The organism is Magnetococcales bacterium (assembly GCA_015231175.1).
Taxonomy (GTDB): Bacteria; Pseudomonadota; Magnetococcia; order Magnetococcales; family DC0425bin3; genus HA3dbin3.
In genome coordinates this window covers 1-8,343 of sequence record JADGBZ010000109.1, presented here as the reverse complement: position 1 = coordinate 8,343, position 8,343 = coordinate 1, and the positions used below count along the sequence as shown (strand labels likewise).

Sequence of the window (8,343 nt, the reverse complement as noted above, 5' to 3'; positions counted from 1 at the left end):
CCCCGGACCCCGCAAGGGCGCTGCCCTTGACCCGCAAGGGCGCTGCCCTTGACCCTCAAGGGCGCTGCCCTTGACCCGCCAGGGAGCCAGCCCCCTGGACCCGGATACCAAAAAGCAATTCTGGTCTCTGCCCTGAGGCGCCGGGGCGTTACCCATTGGACAGGCAGGTGGGGAGGTGCGTTCCCCAAATTCAAGGCAGGCGTCGGTAAATGCCATGCAGGACACGGTAGACTCCCGGCCATTGGCCGCGAATCATGCCGGCCAAGGTGGGCAGTGGATTGTATCCGCACCGGTACATGGTGCGGATGATATAAGGAACCATGTGTACCTGCTGGCGAAAACCCTGCCAGGTGAGAAACCGGTTCAAGGCAACCCCATTCAGGAGTTTTGCACGCAAATCCTGTAGCACCTCCACAGGGTGTTCCACAGTAAAGTAGGGGGTTGGACCATCACCCAGCCAATAGTCGTCATGGATCTGGCCGGCCTCCCTGGCCAGATCATAGACCCGGGTGGCTGGATAGGTCATCAGGATGGCGCTGTCGCCAAACTCGATATACCGGATTTTTTGCAGGGATTGGATAAAATCGATGGACTCCTGGATGGTCTCCGCACTCTCTCCCTGCAAACCAACGATCAGGAAGAGAGAAACATTCATCCTGGAGTGTTTCAACAACTCGATGGCATGCAGCACTTCGCTTTGCTTCAAGGATTTTTGCGCCAGATCCAGCACTTTTTGCGACCCGCTTTCCAGGCCGAAATAGAGCTGCTCGAAACCGGCTCTCTCCATGACGGCCAGCATCTCGGCGGAGATGGGCTTGAAACGGGCCGAGCAGATAAATCTCAACCCCAGGTTCAGGCGGATGATTTCGGTACACAGTTCGATGACCCGGGAATTTTTTAAAAAAAACTGATCGTCGTTGAACCAGATGCGCTGCAACCCCGGATACCGGGTTTTCAGATCGACGATTTCGGCCATGACATGCGCCACCGACCGATAACGGACCTGACGGTTGGTCATTTTATCCAACACGCAGAAAGAACAACGGAAAGGACAGCCCCGGCTGGTCAACATGTAGGCACAGGTGCGGCCACTCCCCTGAAACCGGGATGGGGTGAAAAAAATATCATGTTTGGGAAAGGGAAGCCGGTCCAGATCCTGAATCAGGGGACGCGACGGCGTTTCGACATGGCGTTGACCATCCCAGTAGGCGATACCGGCCACCTGTTCCAGAGAGCCGTTCCGTTCCAGCACGGAGAGCAACTCGGGCACCGTTTCCTCACCCTCGCCCACCACGACCACCACTCGGGGAAAATGACGCACCACCTGTTCCCGCATGGTGGTGGCATGCACCCCCCCCGCAAGAATGCGGATGTGGGGATAATCCCGTTGTATCCGCCTGATCCAAACAAAAGCCGTCGTGCGACCGTCGCTCAGAATGTTGAAACCGACCACATCAGGTCGGCACTGTTCCAGGGCCTGCTGGATGAGTTGGTCGGCAACATCCGCCGCCATGTGGTTCAAGGGCAGCGAGGTAACCTTGTGGCCCAGGTTTTCCAGAACGGCGTGGATATAAGGTATCCCCATGGGATAACCGGTGTTGGCCGCCGGATGTTCATTGACCCAGGCATCGTTGAAAGGGGTGGCCAGAAGTAGGATATTCATCGTCGTTTTTCCCGATTCTTGGACCGAAAAGGTGGGTCGGTGGATCGAAGGCTGCACCAACCGTGCCTCCTGCCGCCATCCCCCACCATACTGCCTGGATGGATGAATGGCAAACATGTCAAAAACTCCTGGAAGTTCCTGTGATATACGGGTAGAGTGTGCCCTCGGAGGTGTGTTTTCGGGGTTGGCTTCGGTGGGGCGAAGAGTCTTGCCGTAGCAGGATCCCGGGGGAGCGATGAATGTTTTTGCGAAGAGGAAAAATCGGATCATGCCGAGCATCATAATCGGGTTGGTGGCCATCTCGCTGGGCCTTTGGGGTTTGTCCGCCTGGTGGTGGTCCATGGTTGAGTTTTTGCGGGGCCTGATTCCACTCATCCTGGTTCTTTTTGGCTTTGTCGCCCTGGGAGCCGGCGTAACCCGCATGCGGGAGGTCAACGCCGCACCCGTTTCGGAGATGGATCCAGACACTGAAGAGTTGAGTGACCCCCCCCCGTCATCCAAGCCGGAGAGTGGACTGGAATGACCCCGGAGCAGGATCCGAACTGCGGGCGCGGCTTCCTGAAATACCTCTTCATGGTGGGGGCAATCGCCATCGTGCTTTTGGTGGGCACGTTCTGGTGGGATCAGCACACGCCGGGCGGGTTTTATGCTGTCCGATCGGGCGGAGTGCGCACAAAACAGGCGGCCACACCCCCCGGTGCCGGGCTGATCGGTCCCGTGGCAATACCGGTCGCTGCGGTGAGCCCGCTGGAGATGACCGGGACAACGCCGGAACTCCCGACCGGTGTCGCAACACCCGTGCAGACCCGCACCCCGACCCGTTTTGCCGCCGTGGCCCGCGCCCTGCTGCCCAGCGTGGTCAATGTCAGTGCCACCAGCACCCGCCTGCCGGAGAACGTCCTCTCTCCTGCGGCCCCTGCGCCCAACACACCCCCTGCACCCGGCACCACCACCCGGGATCCCGGTCTCCAGTACGCCGATCCCTTCAGCGGCGTGACCACCGAGAGCATCGGCTCCGGCGTCGTGGTCACCGAGGATGGTTATATCCTCTCCAATTTCCATGTAGTGGAAAAATCCAAGCACGTCTACGTGACCCTGTTCAATGCCCAGGGAAGCAACCTGGTGTTGCCTGCCGAGGTCGTCACCCTGGATGCCCAACGCGACCTTGCGTTGCTCAAGGTGGATCCGGAAACCCCTCTGCAACCTGTTGCCTTCGGCGACAGTACGCTGGTCAACGTGGGTGATCCGGTCATCGCCATCGGCACGCCGTTCGGGCTCGATCAAACCGTGAGCCAGGGGATTGTCTCCGGCAAGCGCAAGGCGATCAACATCGGCGGCAACATGCATCGCGGGCTGATCCAGACCGACGCGGCCATCAATAGGGGCAACTCGGGTGGTCCTCTGGTCGATGGCCGTGGTTATGTCATCGGCATCAATACGGCCATCTATACCACCACCAACGCCTTTGCCGGTGTTGGCTTTGCCGTCCCCGCCAACACGGTGCGGGAATTTTTGGAAGAAACCCTGCGCCTGCCGACAGTGACTCCAAACCTGCCCAAATGGACGGGAGCGGGCGGCGGTGCGCATGTCGCAGCCCGACCTCCCCCGCCCATCCAGGCCAACGCCGTCATGCCCCACGGCGACCGGGGGCCCTGTGTCAATTGCCACGAAATTCTGTCCACACCGCCTGGCGCCCTGCCTGCCGCTTACAACCAGTCCGCCTTTTCAGGCGGCCCTCCGGGAGCAAACGGCATTCTGCACCGCAAGCGCGTCGATGCCAGGTATGTGTTCGATCCGAGCGGCGCGGTCGGCGTCTATCCGGGCATGGCTGCCGCCAATGGCACGGATGGCGGCGCCCTGAGCATCCCTCCGGGCGATGGAGTACCCTCTCCGCCCAACGACGCCGGAACACAGGAAGAGCTCCTGGCCAGTCAACGCCTCGCAACCCAGTTCGGGCTGACCGTGACCGTGCTGAATCTCCAGAGAATCCGCCAGCAACAACTCCCCGCCCCCAAGGGATTGATGGTGGAGGCCGTGCAGCCTGGATCGATGGCCGACCAGGCAGGTTTGCGCGCCGGCGATGTGATCCACAAAGTGGAAGGACGCTGGGCAGAAAGTCCCAGTATCCTGGAGCAAAGGCTCGCGCATGCCAAACCGGGAGAGGAGGTGCGCCTCGCCGTGGCCAATGGCTCCAGCCGCCGTCCGGTCTATCTGCATATCCCTCCCCGCACCCCGGGAGCAGCCACCCCCCAGCAACCCCAAGCCTGGAGTGTGGCCTTGACCTCCCCCGTAGGCGCCCAGCCGTGGGAAACAGCCCCTCTGCCACCACCCACACCGGGTTTGTCGCCAACATCCCCCCCCCGGCACAGCTACGGCCAAGCCCCCCACTCCCCCTCCCGCCGAGTTTGAATGGATGGGAGCGGAGTTCACGCCCACCCGGCCCGGCTCTCTCGGAGCACGCGGTGGAACAGTCAAAGAGGTGACATCCGGATCACCGGCTGCGCTGGCAGGCTTCCACGTCGGAGATGTCATCCTGGCGATCAACGGCATACCCACCCCGGACGCTGCCGCCCTGGATCAGGCCATCAAGGCGGCGGCAGGTCGACAATGGATGCTTGTCGAAATCGAACGCAATGGAACACGGCTGTTTGCCAAACTGCAATAACAGATCACTCTTCAGCACCCTTGTTGGAAAAACTTTGGCGTGCATAACTGTTCGGCACATTTTTAAAAAAAGCTTGGACATGAAAGCCTTTGTCAGGGCTTCGCCCCGAACCCCACCAGGACGCTGCCCTGGACTAAGCCAGGGAGCCAGCCCCCTGGACCCGGATTCGTTGCCGGTTTGTCAGGGCTCGCCACGCTGAATGGTTGCTGGGTACAAGACTTTTTTGGTGGCTGAATCGGAACTCCTTGGAGTCACGAGAAGGGATATGCCAACACATCCGAAAGAACAAACCCCGTCCGAGCGCCTGCGCGGAATAGCCGCCTTCCGAGCCGCTGCCAACGAGTTGGCCGAGTTATCCCGGCAACGGCGCGAACTTTTCCAACCAGGCGGGTCGGATGCGCCCGCGACCGCAGCAGCTGCGCCGACATCGACCTCTGCCGTGACCATGCCCGCACATGCTGTTCCTTCTGCTCAGGAGTCTCCCATGCCGGTTACTGCACCTTCGCCGGAAACCCATGCCCAACCCAACGAGGAGCATTCGCCCCCACCCGGGTATTCTGCGGTGTTCGAGGCATCCGCTGCGGCTGTGGAAGATCCCGTCGCGCCATCCCACTTGGCACCAGCTTCCGCCTCTGCGGAAATTTCCGGAGCTGTGGAAAATCCCGTCGCGCCATTCCACTTGGCGCCAGCTTCCGCTCCTGCGGAAGTTTTCGAGTCCGCTCTTCCGGCGACCATGCCGGAAATGCCCTCTCCTCTTTCAATCGACGCCACCGCGACCGACACCCCGGGAGGGGCCGATGCTGCCCTGTCCATGGAAGAGTCGCCCACCCCTCTGCTGCCCGAAGTGACCAATCCCGTTCTGCTTGCCTTGATGGGCAAAAAACCAGGCCGAGGCCGGAGCACCAGAGGCGGAGCCCGAACAGCCCCAGCGGTTGCCCCCGAGGTGGCCACACCGGAGATTTCGCCACCCAGGGCCCGGAGATTGGCGCCCGATGAGAAAGGCCGCACCCTGCCCGATCCCGCCCGATTGCGCCCCCATCTGGAGGAAAAACCTCACCCCCTGAACGGATCCACCGCCTCATGGTCCAGGCCGGAATCGGTGGCTGTTCCGGTCCGTAAAGGCCACCGCAGAACGTCCCCGTCTGCCCAAGTCGTTCCCTGGTCCATGCCGGACATGGCGGGTGAGGTCCGACAAGAACTACAGTTGCTCTCCCTGGTCGAAACCCGGGAAAGGGAACCTGTTTTTCATCCCACGCCCATGGCCTCCTCCGTCGAATTACGGCGCACCGGGGTGCTCGCCCCGGGCGGTGCCTTGACCGGAAACATGTGGCAAAACCCGCCACTGCCGATGCCTCCGGAAATGCCGCGGCAAAAAACCGTTGGAAGAGAAGGATTTTCCAGGCGGCCCCTCCTGCGCGTGGTGCGCCAGGAGGTCTGGAAAGAGAAAGAGGACTCCCCCCTGCCCGTGACGGAGCCCTCCCCCAAGCCAAGAGGCGAAACAAAACCCCTGGAGACTTTTCCGGTAGCCGGTCCCCCTGACTTGGCCGCTCCCGTAACCGGTGGAGGCAAGCCGGATTTTGCCGGGTTGATCCAGCATCTGCAAACCCGAACCTGCGACCCCGCTGCGGCCATGGAGTCCCCCCCCGTCGCGGATGCCAGCCCCGCTGCAACTGTCCAGTGGGTGACCCATCTTCCGGTCGTCACTCCCCTCCCCACGCCCATGCCACTCCCCCTGGCCATCCCGCAACCTACGGCCATAACCGCCGGGGAGTTGCGAATCGTCACCTCGGTTGTCAATCTGCCGGGACGTGCCATGCCCTGGATGGCCGCCGAGGTGGAACCCGTCGGCTTGACCCCTGGCGTGGCCAACGTGGGGTCGCCCGACGTGGCCTCGGGAAAAACGGCATGGAAGGATCAGACCGCTCCCTTTCCGGCACCCACTGCGGCCCAACAACCGGATGGCTCGACGCCATCCCCGGCACCCGCCGAGCTGCTGCAACCGGACCGGGTGTTGGAGAACCTCCCGGAACCCCAGGCCATGGAGGATCTTTCCGATCCGCTGCCTTCCGACCAGGTCCACACCAAACAAGAGGCGGGCGCCCACTCAAAAACCAACAGAGCCCCATCCGCCACCTCCAGGCTCGCCTACCGGAAGCGCTCCCTCTCCCAAATTCCGGAATCAATTCACAAATTAGGCGGTTTTATCGGAGGTTACGCACCTTCCCAGACGGTTTGGGGTTTGGCCCTGGAGGAGACTTTCTGGAAAGGCCATTTTGCCACACCGGCATCCGTGGAGATCAAACGCCGGGAAAATCTCTTCAAGGGACCGGGTGTTCCCTTCCTGACCCACGGTTGGCCAACCCTCTACGCCGAGACCTTCCTGACCGGCCCCTTTGGCGCCCTTTGGGCCCATGAGGCAGCGCCGGGAGCGCCCCGCTCCCAGGTTCCCTCCTCTGCTCTTCGGGCCGGTCCAGCCGCGTCGGAAAGAAAAGATCCTCCTTCAGCTTCGCCAAGCTCCACCCGGGGGTGTGAAACAGCGTTCATGCCCAGGTTTCACGTGGAAGGAATCCTGGACAACTCTGGACAACCCCTATTTTTAACCCCCACCTGGGCTGGTGGCCGTCCCCCGCGCCCGGGGCTCTCCGTCACACGCCCTGCTCCCCTGCTCAAGAAGAGAGGCCGGTGGAGCGATGTGGTACGGCAGCGCATGTTTGGACAGAATGTTTCGCACCAAAACCTTTTCCGCAATATCGACCCTGTTCCGACCTGGCATGCAGCGCCTCCGCCTGCATCGGTTCCTGCCGCCGGTGACCCGGCCAGCTTCTCGACGGCGGCCCCGGAAACTCCCGATACCACGCTTGCTGCCTTGTTGCACGCCACCATCCCGGCAACAACCCCTCACTGGCGTGATTTGGAAAATTTAAGTGAACCTCAAAAAATAGAGGATATACAAAATATTCTGCGTCATGCCACACCGATCGGTCAAGCGTTTACCATACCGGCGGCGCCGTCGGTATCGGTCCTTGATTTGCAGATGAAATCAACGCATAGTGCGTACCCATCTGGAGAGGAAGGTATGGTCAAGGTCAAAACAGGACAGGAACGAACCCTGACACAGGGCGGCAGCGTAAAAACCAATGGCGACGCTGGCGACGCCACTCGGGAAGTTGTGTCGGCCCTTCCCGCTGAACCCGGTAAAATCGTGGATAAGGACAAGGATAAGGATATGGCTGATTCCCAAGCGCGTGAGTCTGTGGTGGAAACGAGTGTCAATGACATGGCGGAAGTGACCCGTGCCGTCCCGGTCGACTCTTCGGATGTCGCCCCCTCCGAGCAGAATTTTTCCCGGGTTCAATCTGTTGTCGACCGTCCGGTTGAAACCGCGCCCAGGCGGGCCGAATCCAGGGCGATTCCCCCTGCCGCGTCGGCTGCGGTCGAAGAGGAGGTTGCATCTGCCCCGGCACCTGCGGTCGAAGAGGTGGTTGCACCTGCCGCGTCAGCAGCGGTTGAAGAGGTGGTTGTGCTTGCCGCGCCACCTGCGGTTGAAGAGGTGGTTGCGCCTGCCCCGCCACCAATGGCCGCCGTCGCCGCCCGGGAGGAGTCTGAGTGGGAGGGGCCTGAGACTGAGCGCGTTGCGCCGCCGAAGACCGCCACCAAGCCCGTTGAAGCCGTCCTGGTAGAAGACCTGGGGACCGGTTTTGCCAACCTCATGGGGGATGGTGTGGAGAGTGTCGTCAAGGGAGCCGGCTGGCTGTTCGGCAAGGTTCGTGAATTCAAGTCCGGTTCGCATCAAAGTCATTGACAACTGACATCAACGCTCTGCCATCCGACCTGTCCCGGAATCAGAGGAAACCTGCAAAACGATACGGGGCGCAACTCCGGGATGGGACAGGAAACGAAGGTCGTTGCGCCCTGCGTGTGCGTCTGATGTCCGGATAGGTTTGGCGACGAGGAGAGGCCATGCAAGCCCAGAAGAACAGTGATAAACAGCTTTTTGTCGGTATTGATCTGGGGA

Annotated in this window: 5 protein-coding genes; 4 read left to right on the top strand and 1 reads right to left on the bottom strand. The window is 61.3% G+C overall.

Translation table 11 applies throughout. The annotated features are described in order from the left end of the window. Positions 1-190: 190 nt before the first annotated feature. A complete protein-coding gene (locus HQL63_15070; protein ID MBF0178146.1) occupies positions 191-1,663 on the bottom strand; it encodes a cobalamin-dependent protein in 1,473 nt (490 codons plus the stop codon). Positions 1,664-1,931: 268 nt separating this feature from the next. Between HQL63_15070 and HQL63_15065 the strand changes: the two genes are divergently transcribed. The 4 genes from HQL63_15065 to HQL63_15050 all read left to right on the top strand — a co-directional run bounded on the left by HQL63_15065 (position 1,932) and on the right by HQL63_15050 (position 8,130). Then, positions 1,932-2,186: a hypothetical protein gene (locus HQL63_15065; GenBank protein MBF0178145.1), complete on the top strand. Its 255-nt coding sequence runs from the start codon at positions 1,932-1,934 to the stop codon at positions 2,184-2,186. Next, positions 2,183-4,072, top strand: coding sequence for a trypsin-like peptidase domain-containing protein (locus tag HQL63_15060; GenBank protein MBF0178144.1), 1,890 nt, complete (start codon positions 2,183-2,185; stop codon positions 4,070-4,072). Before HQL63_15065 ends, HQL63_15060 begins: the two co-directional genes overlap by 4 nt. A 4-nt stretch (positions 4,073-4,076) precedes the next feature. Further along, positions 4,077-4,328 (top strand): PDZ domain-containing protein, encoded by a 252-nt coding sequence (locus tag HQL63_15055; protein MBF0178143.1) that lies wholly within the window; start codon positions 4,077-4,079, stop codon positions 4,326-4,328. Positions 4,329-4,593: 265 nt separating this feature from the next. Next, the gene (locus tag HQL63_15050; protein ID MBF0178142.1) at positions 4,594-8,130 is read left to right on the top strand and encodes a hypothetical protein; all 3,537 of its coding nucleotides are present in this window, start codon (positions 4,594-4,596) and stop codon (positions 8,128-8,130) included. The last annotated feature ends 213 nt before the right edge of the window (positions 8,131-8,343 follow it).

Coding starts and splice junctions, on each gene's coding strand:
- HQL63_15070 (MBF0178146.1), bottom strand. CDS start 1,663: ATGAATATCCTACTTCTGGCCACCCCTTTCAACGATGCCTGGGTCAAT.
- HQL63_15050 (MBF0178142.1), top strand. CDS start 4,594: ATGCCAACACATCCGAAAGAACAAACCCCGTCCGAGCGCCTGCGCGGA.
- HQL63_15055 (MBF0178143.1), top strand. CDS start 4,077: ATGGGAGCGGAGTTCACGCCCACCCGGCCCGGCTCTCTCGGAGCACGC.
- HQL63_15060 (MBF0178144.1), top strand. CDS start 2,183: ATGACCCCGGAGCAGGATCCGAACTGCGGGCGCGGCTTCCTGAAATAC.
- HQL63_15065 (MBF0178145.1), top strand. CDS start 1,932: ATGCCGAGCATCATAATCGGGTTGGTGGCCATCTCGCTGGGCCTTTGG.